16 protein-coding genes are annotated in these 13,987 nt (G+C 72.2%); 10 read left to right on the top strand and 6 right to left on the bottom strand.

Going from position 1 to position 13,987, the window contains the following annotated elements:
• Nucleotides 1-492, top strand: a 492-nt coding sequence (locus QJS33_RS29500) for a PadR family transcriptional regulator (RefSeq protein ID WP_306371351.1), incomplete at its 5' end; no start/stop codon positions are given.
• Between the two features lie 80 nt (nt 493-572).
• Here the strand turns inward: QJS33_RS29500 and QJS33_RS29495 are convergent.
• Both QJS33_RS29495 and QJS33_RS29490 read right to left on the bottom strand, forming a co-directional pair.
• A complete protein-coding gene (locus QJS33_RS29495) occupies nt 573-1,103 on the bottom strand; it encodes a DinB family protein (protein WP_306371350.1) in 531 nt (176 codons plus the stop codon).
• A 66-nt stretch (nt 1,104-1,169) separates the two neighbouring features.
• On the bottom strand, nt 1,170-1,709 hold the full coding sequence (locus QJS33_RS29490) for a DinB family protein (protein ID WP_306371349.1): 540 nt from the start codon (nt 1,707-1,709) through the stop codon (nt 1,170-1,172).
• An 81-nt stretch (nt 1,710-1,790) separates the two neighbouring features.
• Between QJS33_RS29490 and QJS33_RS29485 the strand changes: the two genes are divergently transcribed.
• Nucleotides 1,791-2,429: a hypothetical protein gene (locus QJS33_RS29485; RefSeq protein WP_306371348.1), complete on the top strand. Its 639-nt coding sequence runs from the start codon at nt 1,791-1,793 to the stop codon at nt 2,427-2,429.
• A 6-nt stretch (nt 2,430-2,435) separates the two neighbouring features.
• On the opposite strand, the gene QJS33_RS29480 is transcribed toward QJS33_RS29485, so the two are convergent.
• The 4 genes from QJS33_RS29480 to QJS33_RS29465 all read right to left on the bottom strand — a co-directional run bounded on the left by QJS33_RS29480 (nt 2,436) and on the right by QJS33_RS29465 (nt 6,495).
• Nucleotides 2,436-4,301 carry a long-chain fatty acid--CoA ligase gene (locus QJS33_RS29480; RefSeq protein ID WP_306371347.1) on the bottom strand — a complete coding sequence of 622 codons (1,866 nt, stop codon included), beginning with the start codon at nt 4,299-4,301 and terminating at the stop codon, nt 2,436-2,438.
• A gap of 127 nt (nt 4,302-4,428) precedes the next feature.
• Nucleotides 4,429-4,884, bottom strand: a complete 456-nt coding sequence (ybaK, locus tag QJS33_RS29475) for a Cys-tRNA(Pro) deacylase (RefSeq protein ID WP_306371353.1) — start codon at nt 4,882-4,884, stop codon at nt 4,429-4,431.
• 159 nt (nt 4,885-5,043) lie between these two features.
• The gene (locus QJS33_RS29470; RefSeq protein WP_306371346.1) at nt 5,044-5,817 is read right to left on the bottom strand and encodes an LON peptidase substrate-binding domain-containing protein; all 774 of its coding nucleotides are present in this window, start codon (nt 5,815-5,817) and stop codon (nt 5,044-5,046) included.
• 117 nt (nt 5,818-5,934) lie between these two features.
• Nucleotides 5,935-6,495 carry a ferritin gene (locus tag QJS33_RS29465; protein ID WP_306371345.1) on the bottom strand — a complete coding sequence of 187 codons (561 nt, stop codon included), beginning with the start codon at nt 6,493-6,495 and terminating at the stop codon, nt 5,935-5,937.
• A 259-nt stretch (nt 6,496-6,754) separates the two neighbouring features.
• Here QJS33_RS29465 and hisD point away from each other — a divergent pair, with 259 nt between their 5' ends.
• The 8 genes from hisD to hisF all read left to right on the top strand — a co-directional run bounded on the left by hisD (nt 6,755) and on the right by hisF (nt 13,958).
• Entirely contained in the window at nt 6,755-8,050 is a 1,296-nt protein-coding gene (gene hisD, locus QJS33_RS29460; protein WP_372339741.1) for a histidinol dehydrogenase, read from the top strand.
• Between the two features lie 102 nt (nt 8,051-8,152).
• Nucleotides 8,153-9,250, top strand: coding sequence for a histidinol-phosphate transaminase (locus QJS33_RS29455; protein WP_306371344.1), 1,098 nt, complete (start codon nt 8,153-8,155; stop codon nt 9,248-9,250).
• Between the two features lie 30 nt (nt 9,251-9,280).
• Entirely contained in the window at nt 9,281-9,874 is a 594-nt protein-coding gene (gene hisB, locus QJS33_RS29450) for an imidazoleglycerol-phosphate dehydratase HisB (protein ID WP_306371343.1), read from the top strand.
• The gene (locus QJS33_RS29445) at nt 9,875-10,036 is read left to right on the top strand and encodes a hypothetical protein (protein ID WP_306371342.1); all 162 of its coding nucleotides are present in this window, start codon (nt 9,875-9,877) and stop codon (nt 10,034-10,036) included.
• Nucleotides 10,037-10,049: 13 nt separating this feature from the next.
• Complete coding sequence (gene hisH / locus QJS33_RS29440; protein WP_306371341.1) at nt 10,050-10,712, top strand: imidazole glycerol phosphate synthase subunit HisH; 663 nt, start codon at nt 10,050-10,052, stop codon at nt 10,710-10,712.
• Nucleotides 10,713-10,970: 258 nt separating this feature from the next.
• Nucleotides 10,971-12,410 (top strand): RNA-guided endonuclease IscB, encoded by a 1,440-nt coding sequence (gene iscB / locus QJS33_RS29435; protein WP_372339740.1) that lies wholly within the window; start codon nt 10,971-10,973, stop codon nt 12,408-12,410.
• A 28-nt stretch (nt 12,411-12,438) separates the two neighbouring features.
• Nucleotides 12,439-13,188 (top strand): bifunctional 1-(5-phosphoribosyl)-5-((5-phosphoribosylamino)methylideneamino)imidazole-4-carboxamide isomerase/phosphoribosylanthranilate isomerase PriA, encoded by a 750-nt coding sequence (priA, locus tag QJS33_RS29430; RefSeq protein WP_306371339.1) that lies wholly within the window; start codon nt 12,439-12,441, stop codon nt 13,186-13,188.
• The gene (hisF, locus tag QJS33_RS29425) at nt 13,185-13,958 is read left to right on the top strand and encodes an imidazole glycerol phosphate synthase subunit HisF (protein ID WP_306371338.1); all 774 of its coding nucleotides are present in this window, start codon (nt 13,185-13,187) and stop codon (nt 13,956-13,958) included. The genes priA and hisF overlap by 4 nt, the downstream gene beginning before the upstream one ends.
• Nucleotides 13,959-13,987: the final 29 nt, after the last annotated feature.

Genomic DNA, 13,987 nt, shown 5'->3' with positions numbered 1-13,987 from the left:
GGCGGGCCCCGCGCCCGGCGCGGCGACGTGCGCACCGGCATCCTGATGCTGCTGGCCGAGGAGCCGCGCAGCGGCTACGAGATCATCCGGGAGGGCCGCGAGCGCAGCGGCGGGGCCTGGCGCCCCAGCCCCGGCTCCATCTACCCGATGCTCCAGCAGTTGGAGGACGAGGGGCTCATCGTCCAGGAGGAGGGTGAGGGCCGCCGCCGCCCCTACCGGCTCACCGAGGAGGGCATCGACCACCTTGAGGAGCACGGCGCCGACCTGACCCCGCCGTGGGAGGCCGCCGCCGACGCCTACGCCGACGACCGCTCCCGGTACGAGGAGGTCGGCGCCCTGGCCGCCCAGCTCGGCGCCGCCGCCTTCCAGGTCGCCCAGGCCGGCACGCCCGAGCAGGTGGACCGCGCCAAGCGGCTGCTGGCCGAGAGCAAGCGCGGCCTGTACCGCATCCTCGCCGAGGACGGGCCCGAGGACGGGGGCGACCGGGACTGATCCCGCAGGACACCGAGGGCCCGCCGCGCGGTCGTGTGCATCGACCCCGTGCGGCGGGCCCCTCGTCGTTCCCCGTCCGGCTACTCTCCCGTGGTGCCGTCGGCGAGTTCGCGCAGGACGTCCAGGTGCCCGTTGTGCCGGGCGGTCTCCTCGATCAGGTGCACCAGCACCCAGCGCAGCGTCGTGGCGTCCTCGCCCGCGCGGTGGCGCACGGCGTGGGTGCCCAGCTCCAGTTCCGCGGTGATCTCCCGCGAGCGCTCGCACTGCATCTCGTACTCTTCGAGCAGCGTCCCCAGCGGCACCTCGTTGCCGCGCCGCCACTCGGCGTCCGGGTCCTCGGGGGTCGCGTACCCGTTCTCGGGCTGCCCCAGCATGATCCACTCGAACCAGGCGTGCTCCACCCAGCGCAGGTGGGACACGATCGCGCCCACGCTCATCAGCGGTGAGGTGGGCAGCGGGGTGGCCGTCGCGTGTTCGGCGGCGATGCCCGCGCACTTGGCGTGGACCGTGGCGCGGTGCCAGTCCAGCCACGTGGTGAGCATGGTGCGCTCGTCGGCGGCCATCGGCGGGTCGATGCGGTCGGGTGCGGCCGGGAGGGTGTATTCCGTCATCACCCCATCATGGCGGTCCCCGCCGACGCTCTCCACGCCCTTTTTTCGTGCCTCCGTGCGCCGTTCTCATTCCCCGGTGGTGCCGTCGGCGAGTTCGCGCAGCAGGTCCAGGTGCCCGTTGTGCCGGGCGGTCTCCTCGATCATGTGCATCAACACCCAGCGCAGGGTGGTCCGCCCCCGGGCGCCCAGGACCTTGCGCGAGGACGACCCGAGTTCGAGTCTGGCGGTGATCTCCCGCGACCGGGCGCACTGGGTCTCGTACTCCTCCAGCAGCACCCCCAGGGGGACCTCGGACCCCAGCCGCCACTCGGCGTCGGGGTCCTGCTCGCTGTAGGGGGCCAGGTCCGGCTGGTCCAGCATCGCGCTCCCGAACCAGAACGCCTCCACCCAGCGCAGATGGGACACGACACCGCCCACGGTCATCAGCGGTGAGGTCGGCAGCGGCGCGGCCGCGGACAGGGCCGGGTCCAGGCCGGCGCACTTGGCGTGGACCGTGGCGCGGTGCCAGTCCAGCCAGGAGGTGAGCATGGTGCGCTCGTCGGCGGCCATCGGGGGGTCGACACGGGCGGTCAGGGGAAGGTGCAGAGTGCTGTTCTTGTCGCTCATGCCGGTATTCTCCGTTCCGGTCATGCCGCCGATCCACTGGTTTTCCGTGGTGAGGGCACGAGGGCGAGGAGAAGACCGCAGATGGACGACCGGAACGGCGCGGATGCGCCGCGTGGGCCGCGACCGCTGATCGTGGCCGCCTGGGTGTTCGGGGCGCTGGCCGCGGCCGGCGCGCTGCTCGGTCCGATCTGGTGGCTCCTGGCCCCGGACCGGGCCCGGGGCACGGCCCTGGGCGAGGGGGACGTCTTCACCGGCACCACCGAGGCCCTGTTCGCGGGGGAGGGGACCTTCGTCCTCATCACCGCGCTGGCGGGGCTCTTCGGCGGCTACGTCGTCTACATGGTGCAGTTCCCCCTGTCCCGCAGGCACCCGCGCGACCTGCGCCTGTGGTGCCTGCTCGCGGGGTTCCTCGGCTCGTCGGCGGGGACCCTGCTCACCTGGCGGATCGGCGTGCTGCTGGACACGCCCCTGCACACGGCGCTGGCGCGGGCGCAGGCCGGCGACGACGTCACCGTGGGCCTGCACCTGGAGGCCACGGCGTTCCTGGTGGCCTGGCCCTTCGTCTTCGTGCTCCAGTACGCCCTGCTCGACCTGATCAGCATGATCCGCCGGGACCTGCCGGGTGTGCCCCGGCCCGCCCGGCCCGCCGCGGCCGCCCCCGACACACCGTGGCCGGGCCCCTCGCCGGTGGGCGAGGGGCCGGACCCGCTGACGCGCTGACCCGGATCAGATGGTCTGGACGCTGTCCTCGTACATACCGTCCAGGATGTCCTGGTACTTGCTCTCCACCGCCCGGCGCCGCATCTTCAGGCTCGGCGTGATCTCGCCGCCCTCCACGGTCAGGTCGTTGGGCAGGATCGCGAACTTCTTGACGGTCTCGTGCCGGGGCAGGTCCCTGTTGAGCTCGTCGATGGCCTCCTGGACCATCGCGCGCACCTTCGGCTCCCCGGTGAGCGCGGAGTAGTCGAGGCCGCCCAGGCCGTTCTCCTGTGCCCAGGTCGTGATGGCCTCGGGGTCCAGCGCGACCAGCGCCACGCAGTAGGACCGGCGGTCGCCGTGCACCACCAGGTTGCTGACGTAGGGGCACAGCGCCTTGAACCGGCTCTCCAGGTGCTGCGGCGCCACGTACTTGCCGTTGGCGGTCTTGATGAGCTCCTTCTTGCGGTCGGTGATGCGGAGCCTGCCGTCCTCCAGGACGCCGATGTCGCCGGTGGCGAACCAGCCGTCCTGGTCGATGACCTCCTCGGTGGCGCCCGACAGGTTGTGGTAGCCGCGCATGACGCCGCCGCCGCGCAGCAGGATCTCGCCGTCCTCGGCGAGCTTCACCTCGGTGCCGGGCATCGGCATGCCGACCGTCCCGAACCTGATGCCGCCGGGCCGGTTGAGGAAGGATCCCGCGCTGGTCTCGGTGAGGCCGTAGCCCTCCAGGATGACGATCCCGGCGCCGTAGAAGAACCGGCCGATCTCGGGGGCCAGCGGGGCGCTGCCGGAGATGAAGAACTTCAGCCGGTCGCCGAAACGGGCGCGCAGCTTGGCGAAGACGAGCCGGTCGGCGACCTTGTGCTGTAGGGCCAGGGCGCCGGTGGGCTCCTTGCCGTCCTCCTTGAGCCGGGCCACCCGGTCGCCGACGCCCACGGCCCACTTGAAGATGCGGAACTTGGCGGCGCCGCCCTCCTTGGCCTGCATGACGACCCGGTTGTACACCTTCTCGAAGATGCGGGGGGCGGCCGCCATGAAGGTCGGCCGGACCACGGACAGGTTGTCGACGATCTTGTCGACCCGCCCGTCCACGGCGGTGGTGAACCCGATCTGCAACTGGTTGACCTGCATGAGCTTGCCGAACACGTGGGACAGCGGCAGCCACAGGTACTGCACGTCGTCGGGGCCGAGCAGCTCCCAGCCCTGGCCGCGCAGCTCCTCGTCCAGGTCCTGGAGCGCCTTGGCCTCGTACAGCCAGTTGGCGTGGTCGAGCCGCACCCCCTTGGGGCGCCCGGTACTGCCGGAGGTGTAGATGAGGGTGGCGATGTGGTCGGGCTCGACGGCCTTGACGAGTTCGTCGAACAGCTCGGGCCTCTCCTCGTGCAGCCCGGCGCCCAGGGCGGCCAGCTCGTCCAGGGTGATGACCCAGCCGTCGTGGCCGCCCTCGCCGTCGAAGACGACGACCTTGGACACTCCGGGGATCTGCGCCCGCTGGTCCACCAGCTTGGCGACCTGGTCGGCGTTCTCGGCGAAGACCAGCATGCTGCCGGAGTCGGAGATGATGTACGCCGAGTCGGCGGCGGTGGAGGAGGGGTAGACGGTGGTGGAGGCGCCGCCCGCGCACAGGATGGCCAGGTCGGCCAGGATCCACTCGATCCTGGTGGAGGAGGCGATGGCGCAACGGGCCTGCGAGGTGACCCCGAGGGAGTGCAGGCCCAGGGCGAGGTCGCGGACCCGGTCGCGGGTCTGCGACCAGGTCAGGGTCTCCCAGGTCTCGGGAGCACCGGTGCTGTTGGGAACGGGGTAGGTGAACGCCGTCGCGTCGCCGCTCTGGGCCACACGGGAGGCGAACATGTCCGGAACCGACGAGAAGGGGGATGAAGTGTTACCCATGTCACAAAGCTACCCCTGGGTAGTGGGGGCGGCAACAGTCGATGTCCCCTTGTGACCAGGCCTGCGCTACTTTGTTCCCGGCGGCCCCGGTCGGCCCACCGCCCCCGCTCCCGATCTCCGTGCCGGGTCAGGCCGCGCCGATGGGGGCGACCACCGCCTCGGTGAGCGTGATGAGGTCGGCGGGCGCCAGCTCCATCTGGAGCCCCCGCCGCCCCGCCGACACGTACACCGTCGGCTGCTCCCGCGCGGACGCGTCGACGACCGTGCGCAGCCGCTTGCGCTGCCCCAGCGGGCTGATCCCGCCGCGCACGTACCCGGTGGCCTTCTCCGCCCTGGCCGGGTCGGCCATCACGGCCTTCTTCCCGCCCACGGCGGACGCCAGCGCCTTGAGGTCCAGCGAGGTGCTCACCGGCACGACCCCCACCGTCAGGACCCCGTCCACCTCGGCCACCAGCGTCTTGAACACCTGCTCGTGGGGGACCCCGAGCGCGTCCGCGGCGTCCGTGCCGTAGGAGCGGCCGTCCCCGTCGGCCGTCTCGTACGGGTGCAGGGTGTAGGTGGTCTTGGTCCGTCCGGCCGCCACGGTGGCGGGCGTGGCCTTTCCGCTCATCGGTTCCCCGGTCCCTCGTCGAAGGCGCGCCCTACCCCCGGGCGCCTGGTCTGTAGGGCAGGCTAACGAACCCGGCGCCCCGCGGCGCCCGGACCGGGGAAGAAGGCCCCGCGGCGGCCGTGTCCGCCGCCGTCAGTTGAAGGAGACCCCGTTGTTGAGGAACGGGCCGGCGGGCAGCGTGTTCAGGGTCGGCGTGTGCACGATGCGGTTCTCCCGGCGCAGGAACCGGGCCAGCACGGCCAGCCGGGTCGCGGCGTCCTCGGCCTCCAGCAGCCGCTGCTTCTCGGCCTGGTCGAGCACGACCGCCTCGGACAGGGCGTACGACAGCGGGATGGGGTCCTTGGGCGGGTCAACGAACGTCCCCGGGCTCAGCCCGGCCGCGGACAGCCGCTCCCGGTAGACCTCGAACAGCGCCCGGACCCGCTCGGCGTGCTCGTCGGCGTCGGGGCCGACCCCCTCGGGCAGGAACGACACCGACGCGGTGGGGTAGACGTCGGGGGAGGAGGCGTCGACCTCCGACAGGTCCTCGACGGTGAACCGGGTGCCGCCCTCCACCACCAGGTCGTAGCGGCCGTCGTCGTAGGTGCGCACGTTGCGGACCAGGGCGGTGCAGCCGGTGGCGCTCACCCGGGGCAGCCGGACGTCGCCGCCCAGGGTGGGCGCCCCGACCGGGTTCTCGGTGCTCTGCGCGGAGGAGGTGGCCGCCACCTCGTGCCCCAGCTCGATCCACACCACCCCGAAGCGCCGCGGGGAGCGGTCGCGCCCGGCGAGTTCACCGCGGGTGAGGGTGGGGCCGAGCAGTTCGGAGACCAGCCGCCGGTAGCGCGGCTCGAAGACGTGCAGGGGGACGTTCACACCGGGGAACAGAACGGTGTTCAACGGAAAGATCGGCAGAGCCTGGGCCATGGCCCCAGTATGCCTTTCGTCACGGCCGTACGGGTTCGGACACCCGGCGGGGGCACCCGGTCGGAACCGGGCGCCCCGGGGGCGTCGAACCGGCGCGGCGGCCCGGCGGGGAACCGCCTAGGAAACGGCGGGGCCGGCGGTGGCCGGAGCGCTCTGGCTGCCGTTGTCCTCGCTGGGCATGTCGCGGGCCACGAAGGTCTCCACGTGGAACAGATTCCCGTTGGAGCGGTCCACCACGTTCAGCAGGGTGGACATCTTGGCGATCTCCTCCACCTGTTCCTGGATGAACCACTGGAGGAACTGCTCGCCGGTGTAGTCGTCCTCGTCGCGGGCGACCTTGGCCAGGCGCTGGAACTGGTCGGAGACCTCGCGCTCCTGGCGCAGGGCCAGGGCGACCAGGTCGCGCGGCGCGGCGAAGTCGGTCTCGATCTCGTCCACGCCCTGGAGGGCGAAGTCGACGTCCCGGTCGATGAGGTAGCGCACCAGCATCATGGCGTGGTCGCGCTCCTCCAGGGACTGCTCGTAGAACACCCGCGCCAACTGGGGCAGGTCGTGCGTGTCGAACCAGGCGGCGAGGGCCACGTACTGGTGGGAGGCCGTGAACTCGTGCCGCACCTGGTCGACGAGGAGGCGGTGGAACTTGGAAAGGCCGCTATCGCTGCTCTTGCTCGAAGTCATGCCCCTACAATAACCCATGAAAAGCCATTCTTGAAAATCATCGAAACGCCGCCTAATTCGTTAGGCAAGCCTTTCCAACATCTTTCTCGATGTCATTTAGGTAAGGTATGCCAAAGTAAGGCGGAACTTATTCGGCGTTTTCGTTCCCGCTGGTGGCGATTGCCCCGAAGCGACCTGCCCGCCCCATCGGCACCGGTGTGGTGTCCACCATCCGGACGCCCGAGCCCACCCGTCGGGCATCGCCCCCTAGACTGGGGGCGTGATCAGTCGAATCGACCTCCGAGGCAGCCAGGACGACCCCCGCGACGCCCTTCCGCGCGCGGCCATGGACGTGGCCGACGCCGCCGAGCGCGTGCGCCCCCTGTGCGAGGACGTCCGCCATCGCGGTGTCGAGGCGCTGATCGAGCTCACCGAACGCTTCGACGGGGTCCGGCTCACCGACATCCGCGTCCCCAAGGACGCGATCGACGCCGCCCTGACCGACCTCGACCCGGCCGTGCGCGCCGCGCTGGAGGAGTCCGTCCGCCGCGCCCGCAAGGTCCACCGCGACCAGCGCCGCACCGACCACACCACACAGGTCGTCCCGGGCGGGACCGTCACCGAACGCTGGATCCCGGTCGACCGGGTCGGCCTCTACGTGCCGGGCGGCCGCGCCGTCTACCCGTCCAGCGTCATCATGAACGTCGTCCCCGCCCAGGAGGCGGGGGTGCGCTCCCTGGCGGTCACCTCGCCGCCGCAGAAGGAGTTCGGCGGCCTGCCGCACCCCACCATCCTCGCCGCCTGCGCCCTGCTCGGCGTCGACGAGGTCTACGCCGTGGGCGGCGCCCAGGCCGTCGCCATGTTCGCCCACGGCGCCGGCGAGTGCGCCCGCGCCGACATGGTCACCGGCCCCGGCAACATCTGGGTCGCCGCCGCCAAACGCCTCCTCAAGGGGGTCATCGGCATCGACGCCGAGGCGGGCCCGACCGAGATCGCCGTCCTGGCCGACGCCACCGCCGACCCCGACCACGTCGCCGCCGACCTCATCAGCCAGGCCGAGCACGACGTGGTGGCCGCCTCCGTCCTGGTCACCCCGGACGAGGCCCTGGCCGACGCCGTCGTCGACCGCCTGCGCGTCCGCACCGCCGCCACCCGGCACGCCGACCGCGTCCGCGAGGCCCTGTCCGGGCCCCAGTCCGGCATCGTCCTGGTCGACGACCTCGACCACGGCCTCGACGTCGTCAACGCCTACGCCGCCGAACACCTGGAGGTCATGACCGCCGACGCCGCCGCCGTCGCGGCCCGCGTGCGCAACGCCGGGGCGATCTTCGTCGGCGCCTACGCCCCGGTCTCCCTCGGCGACTACGCCGCGGGGTCCAACCACGTGCTGCCCACCGGCGGGTGCGCCTGCCACAGCGGCGGACTGAGCGTGCAGACCTTCCTGCGCGGGGTGCACGTGGTCGAGTACGACCGTGACGCGCTGGCCGACGTCGCCCACCACGTCATCACCCTCGCCCGGGCCGAGGACCTGCCCGCCCACGGCGAGGCCGTCGCCGCGCGCTTCCCCGAGGCCTAGCCGGGCCGCGACCGAACGGACGGTGCGGCGGCGCCCCGGACCCCGCCCGGGTCCGGCCCGCGTCCGCGCGGGGCCCGTACACCGCACCGACCACGACCGACCATGAGCGTGACACCCGTGAGCTTCACTCTGAACGACCTGCCCCTGCGCGACGACCTGCGCGGCCGCTCGCCCTACGGCGCCCCGCAGATCGACGTGCCGGTGGTCCTCAACACCAACGAGAACCCGCACCCGCCGTCGGAGCGGCTGGCCCGCGCCCTGGCCGACGCCGTCGCCGAGACCGCGGTGGGACTGAACCGCTACCCCGACCGCGACGCCGTCCGGCTGCGCCAGGGCCTGGCCGAATACCTCGGCCACGGCCTGACCACCGCCGGCGTGTGGGCGGCCAACGGGTCCAACGAGATCCTCCAGCAGATCCTCCAGGCCTTCGGCGGACCCGGCCGCACCGCGATGGGCTTCGAGCCGTCCTACTCGATGCACCCCATCATCTCCCGCGGCACCGGCACCGCCTGGGCGCCGGTGCCCCGCACCGCGGACTTCCGCATCGACGTGGACGCCGCCCTGGCCGCCATCGCCGAGCACGCGCCCAGCGTCATCTTCCTGACCTCGCCCAACAACCCCACCGGAACGGCGCTGCCGATCGCCGACATCGAGCGCATCGCCGCCGCCGCGCCGGGCGTGGTCGTCGTGGACGAGGCCTACGCCGAGTTCCGCCGGGAGGGCACCCCCAGCGCCCTGGGCCTGCTGGCCGACCACCCGCGCCTGATCGTCTCGCGCACCATGTCCAAGGCGTTCGCGCTGGCCGGGGCCCGCCTGGGCTACCTGGCCGCGCACCCCGCCGTGGTGGACGCCCTGCAACTGGTCCGCCTGCCGTACCACCTGTCGGCCGTCACCCAGACCGTCGCCCTGGTCGCCCTGGACCACGCCGACGAACTCCTGGGCACCGTCGCCGACCTGCGCGCCGAACGCGACTCCCTGGTGGAGTGGCTGCGCGCCCACGGGTTCGCCGTCGCCGACTCCGACGCCAACTTCGTCCTGTTCGGCGAGTTCGAGGACCGCACCAAGGTGTGGGAGGCCCTGCTCGACCACCAGGTCCTCGTCCGCGAGGTCGGCCCGCCCGGCTGGCTGCGCGTCACCGTCGGCACCCCGCAGGAGATGGCCGCCTTCCGCGACTCCCTGCTGCGCGTCACCGGACGCTGACCCGCCCCTTTCCCAACAGGAGGACCCACCATGAGCCGCATCGGACGCGTGGAGCGCGCCACCAAGGAGACCAAGGTCCTGGTCGAGATCGACCTGGACGGCAGCGGCGTCGCCGACGTCTCCACCGGCGTCGGCTTCTTCGACCACATGCTGGACCAGCTCGCCAAGCACGGCCTGTTCGACCTGACCGTGCGCACCGAGGGCGACCTGCACATCGACTCCCACCACACCATGGAGGACACCGCCCTGGCCCTGGGCGCCGCCTTCCGCGAGGCCCTGGGCGACAAGGCCGGCATCCGCCGCTTCGCCGACGCCAAGGTGCCCCTGGACGAGGCCCTGGCCGAGGTGACCGTCGACGTGTCCGGCCGCCCCTACCTGGTGCACAGCGAGCCCGAGGGCATGGCGCCGACCATCGGCCGCGACTACGACACCACCATGACCCGGCACATCCTGGAGTCGTTCGTCGCCCAGGCCCGGGTCGCCCTGCACGTCCGCGTCCCCTACGGGCGCAACGCCCACCACATCGTCGAGTGCCAGTTCAAGGCGCTGGCGCGGGCGCTGCGCTTCGCCACAGAGAAGGACCCCCGGGTCACCGGGATCCCCTCCACCAAGGGCGCCCTGTAGATGGACGCCGACCTGTGGGGACTGCTCCTCATCGTGTTGAGCGGCTTCCTCGGCGGAGGCGCCTACGCCATGTGGAAGACCAACAGGCCCATCGCCGTCGCCCTGGCCGGGTGCGCGGTGCTCGCCGCGGCCTCGGGCGTCCTGCGCCTGGACTACTTCTAAGGGGAGGAACACCATGCCGCCACGCGTGGTCGTGTTCGACTACGGGTCGGGCAATCTGCGTTCGGCCCAGCGCGCCATGGAGCGCACCGGCGCCGACGTCACCGTCACCTCCGACCCGCACGCCGCGCTGGACGCCGACGGCCTGGTCGTCCCGGGCGTGGGCGCCTTCAGCGCCTGCATGGCCGGGTTGAGGCAGGCGCACGGCGACCGCATCATCGGCCGCCGCCTGGCCGGCGGCCGCCCGGTGCTGGGCATCTGCGTGGGCATGCAGGTGCTGTTCGACAAGGGTGTGGAACGCGCCGACCCGCAGGCCGAGGACGAGGTCACCCAGGGGTGCGGGGAGTGGCCCGGCACGGTGGAGCGCCTGAACGCCCCGATCCTGCCGCACATGGGCTGGAACACCGTCCGCGCCCCGCAGGACTCACGGCTGTTCGCGGGGATCACACCGCAGGACCGCTTCTACTTCGTGCACTCCTACGCGGTGCGCAGCTGGGAGCTCACCTTCGACAACCCGCGCATGGCCCCGCCCAAGGTGACCTGGGCCGAGCACGGGGAACCCTTCGTGGCGGCGGTCGAGAACGGGCCGCTGTGGGCCACCCAGTTCCACCCGGAGAAGTCCGGCGACACCGGGGCCCGCATCCTGGCCAACTGGGTCGCCACCCTCCCGCAGGCATAGTTTTTCGGACCGACGAGCACGAGAAGGCCCCGTAACGGGATCTCTCGCCTGGAGGCGGGAGCTTTCGACCTCCCGGGTCGAGGGCCGCCGTTACCAGACCCAGCCATCACCTATAGGGAGGTGACCTTGATGGCTACGTTCCGCACAGGACGGCAGACCCACCAGGACGTGCTTCCTCAGCGGCCTGCTCTGGAATCCGCGCCAGTAGACACTCCCCGGATCGGGAACGAAACGGGGCGCGGACACCACCGCACGACGGTGGCACCCGGTGCGGAACATGGTCGAGGGGAGACCACCGGCACCTCACCCGGTGCCGGTGGCGTCACCCCCGAGCCCCCCTCGGGGGCCGGGGAGCAGGGCCGTGAGGCCCACACCAAGCAGTCCCGGGCGTACGTGTTCGTCCTCGACCGCCACGGCACACCCCTGCAACCCTGCCCACCGGCCAGAGCCCGCAAGCTCCTGGCCCGGGGCCGGGCGGTGGTGGCCCGCCACACCCCGTTCACCATCAGGCTCAAAGACCGCACCGCCACCGACTCCGAGATCGACGGCGTCGAGATCGGCATCGACCCGGGATCGAAGCACACCGGTATCGCCGTGTTCACCTCCCAGGCGGGTGAGCGGCGGGGCCGGTACGCCCTCCGGCTCGACCACCGGGGGGACCGGATCCGCAAGAAGATGGGGCAGCGCTCCGCCTACCGGCGCCGTCGCCGTACCGCGAACCTGCGCCACCGCGCGCCCCGGTTCGACAACCGCACCCGCCCTCGGGGGTGGTTGGCCCCGTCCCTGCGCCACCGGGTGGAGACCGCCCTGTCATGGGTGGACCGGCTCTCCCGGTGGGCGCCCCTCAGGGCTGTGCACGTGGAGCGGGTCGCGTTCGACACCCACGCCCTGTCCGCAGGCGAACCGTTGGAAGGGGCCGAATACCAGCAGGGCACCCTGCACGGGTTCGAGGTCCGCGAGTACCTGTTGGCCAAGTGCGGCCGCACCTGCGTCTACTGCGGTGTGACCGGTGTTCCGTTGAACATCGACCACGTCCACCCGCGCTCCCGGGGCGGTTCGGACCGGGTGGCCAACCTGGTGCTGGCGTGCGTGCCCTGCAACGAGCGCAAGGCCGACCGGCCGGTGGAGGAGTTCGTCTCCGATCCGAAGATCCTGGCCAAGATCATGGCCCGTGCGAAGGCCCCGCTGCGGGATGCCGCCGCGGTCAACGCGACCCGGTGGGCGTTGTGGCGGGCCCTGGACACCCGTCTGCCCACCCGTGTGGGCAGCGGTGGGCGCACCAAGTGGAACCGGACCCGCAACCGGCTGCCAAAATCCCACACCCTCGATGCCTTGGTCATCGGAAAGGCCGACACCGTCACCGAGCTCGTGGGCACGGTGCTGGTCGCGGGGTGTGCGGGGCGCGGGTCCTATGCCCGTACCCGCACCGACCGGTACGGGTTCCCCCGGCTGCGGCTGCCGCGCACCAAGCGGTTCTTCGGATTCGCCACCGGCGACCTGGTCCGCGCTGTGGTCCCGAAGGGCAAGAACGCCGGAACCCATATTGGTCGGGTCGCGGTGCGCTCGACCGGCGGCCACACCGTCGCCGCCCCGCACGGGGCGGTGAAGACCTCGTACAAGAACCTTCGGCTCCTGCAACGGGCCGACGGCTATGCCTACACCATCCAGAAGGAGGCAGGGGTTTCCTCCCCGGCCTGAAGGCCGGGGGATCCACCCCACAAACCCGATGACCGGAAAGACCAACCCGCCCGCACTCGAACTCCTGCCCGCCGTGGACGTGTCCGGCGGCCAGGCCGTCCAACTCGTCCAGGGCAGGGCCGGGTCGGGCGGACAGTACGGCGACCCCTTCGCGGCCGCGCAGGCCTGGCAGGAGGCGGGCGCGGAGTGGATCCACCTGGTGGACCTGGACGCCGCCTTCGGCCGCGGCCACAACCGCGACCTGCTGCGCACCATCGTGGACCGCCTCGACGTCAAGGTGGAGATGTCCGGCGGCATCCGCGACGACGAGTCGCTGGCCGCGGCCCTGGCCACCGGCTGCACCCGGGTGAACATCGGCACCGCCGCCCTGGAGGACCCCGAGTGGTGCGCGAAGATCATCGCCGAGCACGGGGACAGGATCGCGATCGGCCTGGACGTGCGCGGCACCACCCTGGCCGCGCGCGGCTGGACCCGCGACGGCGGCGACCTCTTCGAGACCCTGGAGCGCCTGGAGTCGCAGGGCTGCGCCCGGTACGTCGTCACCGACGTCAACAAGGACGGCACCCTCAAGGGCCCCAACCTGGACCTGCTGCGCACCGTGTGCGAGCGCACCGACAAGCCGGTGGTGGCCAGCGGCGGGGTGTCCTGCCTGGACGACCTGCGGGCCATCGCGGACCTGGTGCCGCTGGGTGTGGAGGGCGCCATCATGGGCACCGCCCTGTACGAGGGCGCGTTCACCCTCCAGGACGCGCTGGCGACCGTGGCGGCGGCGCGATGAGCCTCGCGATCCGTGTCATCCCCTGCCTGGACGTGGACGCCGGGCGGGTGGTCAAGGGCGTCAACTTCGAGAACCTGCGCGACGCGGGCGACCCGGTCGAACTGGCCGGGACCTACGACGCGGGGGGCGCCGACGAGCTGACCTTCCTGGACGTCACCGCCTCCAGCGGCGACCGGGAGACCACCTACGACGTGGTGCGCCGCACCGCCGACCAGGTGTTCATCCCGCTGACCGTGGGCGGCGGGGTGCGCACCGCCGACGACGTGGACCGGCTGTTGCGGGCGGGCGCCGACAAGGTGGGCGTGAACACCGCGGCGATCGCCCGGCCGGAGCTGATCGGGGAGATCGCCGAGCGGTTCGGCCGCCAGGTCCTGGTGCTGTCCGCCGACGTGCGGCGGGTCCGCGAGGGCGACGCGCCCACCCCGAGCGGCTTCGAGGTGACCACGCACGGCGGCCGCAGGGGGACCGGCATCGACGCCCTCCAGTGGTGCGAGCGCGCCGCCGACCTGGGGGCGGGGGAGATCCTGCTCAACTCGATGGACGCCGACGGCACCAAGCAGGGCTTCGACCTGGAGCTGATCCGGGCGGTGCGGGCCCGGGTGGACGTACCGCTGATCGCCTCGGGCGGTGCGGGCGCGGTGGAGCACTTCGTGCCCGCGGTCGAGGCGGGCGCCGACGCGGTGCTGGCCGCCACGGTCTTCCACTTCGGCGAGTTCACCATCGCCGACGTCAAGGAGAGCCTGCGTGCGGCGGGCCACCCCGTCCGCTGACCCGGCCTCCGAAGGGCCCGGCGCTCCGC

It is taken from the genome of Nocardiopsis sp. CC223A, assembly GCF_030766825.1.
Classification (GTDB): Bacteria; Actinomycetota; Actinomycetes; order Streptosporangiales; family Streptosporangiaceae; genus Nocardiopsis.
Note: the sequence above shows the minus strand (reverse complement) of the source record. Positions and strands in the feature narration are given on the sequence as shown.